2 protein-coding genes are annotated in these 1,224 nt (G+C 65.9%); one reads left to right on the top strand and one right to left on the bottom strand.

Going from position 1 to position 1,224, the window contains the following annotated elements; translation table 11 throughout:
• On the bottom strand, positions 1 to 660 hold a 660-nt coding region (locus ABT116_RS47945; protein ID WP_351647785.1), incomplete at its 3' end, for a CoA transferase subunit A.
• 171 nt (positions 661 to 831) lie between these two features.
• On the opposite strand from ABT116_RS47945, the gene ABT116_RS47940 reads away from it, so the two are divergent.
• Positions 832 to 1,224: dioxygenase family protein (locus ABT116_RS47940; protein ID WP_502984094.1), on the top strand; the 393-nt coding region annotated here is incomplete at its 3' end.

Raw genomic sequence — 1,224 nt, 5'->3', positions numbered from 1 at the left:
CGGACCCTCGTGGGCGGCTGGCTGGCCACGCGCGACCGGGCCCGCCGCGAACCGGACGGCACGTACCGGCATCTGGGGCGCGTCGACGACATGGATACTCGCGCGGTAGACGAGGTTGCCGTGCCGGTCGCCTTTCCAGGCATGGACCAGTGCGTAGTCGGCGACGATGCCGCGTTCCATCACGTAGGTGACGCCGTCGAAGTCACGAGTTTCCTTGGGCGGACTGGCAACTGCGATGCCGCCGTTGCCGTCGTAGCGCAGTGGCAGGCCGCCGTCGGCAACCTGGGTGCCGACGCCGGCCGGGGTGAAGAACGCGGGGATGCCCGCTCCCCCGGCACGCATGCGCTCGGCGAGCGTGCCCTGGGGCGTGAGTTCGACTTCCAGCTCACCGGAGAGGTACTGACGCGCGAACTCCTTGTTGGAGCCGACGTACGAGCTGACGGTACGACGGATACGCCCCTTCTCCAGGAGCACTCCGAGCCCGAACCCGTCGGTGCCGCAGTTGTTGCTCACCGTTTCGAGTGATGTCGCGCCCTGCTCGAGGAGCGCATCGATGAGGATCTCCGGCACTCCGACGAGCCCGAATCCTCCGACAGCGATCGTGACGCCGTCCGGCACGTCGGCGACGGCCTCGGCAGCAGTGGGAATGACTTTGTCCATCATGTCGATCACAGTAGCGCGACGCGTACGTATTGTGAACCCCCGTCCGCATGACGAACATTTTCACCCCCCGGCATTGCCTGGGTCACATCTACGACCTATTCTGTTCGCAGAGCGCAACACATGTACACATTGCGAACAACTTCACGTAACCGAACGACGAGGTTCCCTATGCTGCATCTACCGCCGAGGTACCAGCGGCCGACTGGCGTCAACGCCCCGGCCGATTTCGCGGACTACAAGACGACTTCCCTTCGCCACCCGAAGCAACCGCTGAAGCTGCTCCCCCAGCGGCTCACGGAGCTCACCGGACCGGTATTCGGCGAAGATCGCGTCGGCGCCGGCGAAAACGACCTGACCATTGCCAACGGCGGCGAAGCACAGGGACAGCGCATCGTTGTCCACGGCCGCGTACTCGACGGCGACGGAAAGCCGGTCCCCCACACCCTGCTCGAGGTCTGGCAGGCCAACGCCGGTGGACGCTACCGCCACACCGGCGACAACTGGCCCGCGCCGCTGGATCCGTTCTTCAACGGCCTGGGTCGCTGCGTCACCGACGCGAAC

The sequence above is a fragment of the Streptomyces sp. NPDC002130 genome, assembly GCF_040296465.1.
In the GTDB taxonomy this organism is placed as follows: Bacteria; Actinomycetota; Actinomycetes; order Streptomycetales; family Streptomycetaceae; genus Streptomyces.
Note: the sequence above shows the minus strand (reverse complement) of the source record. Positions and strands in the feature narration are given on the sequence as shown.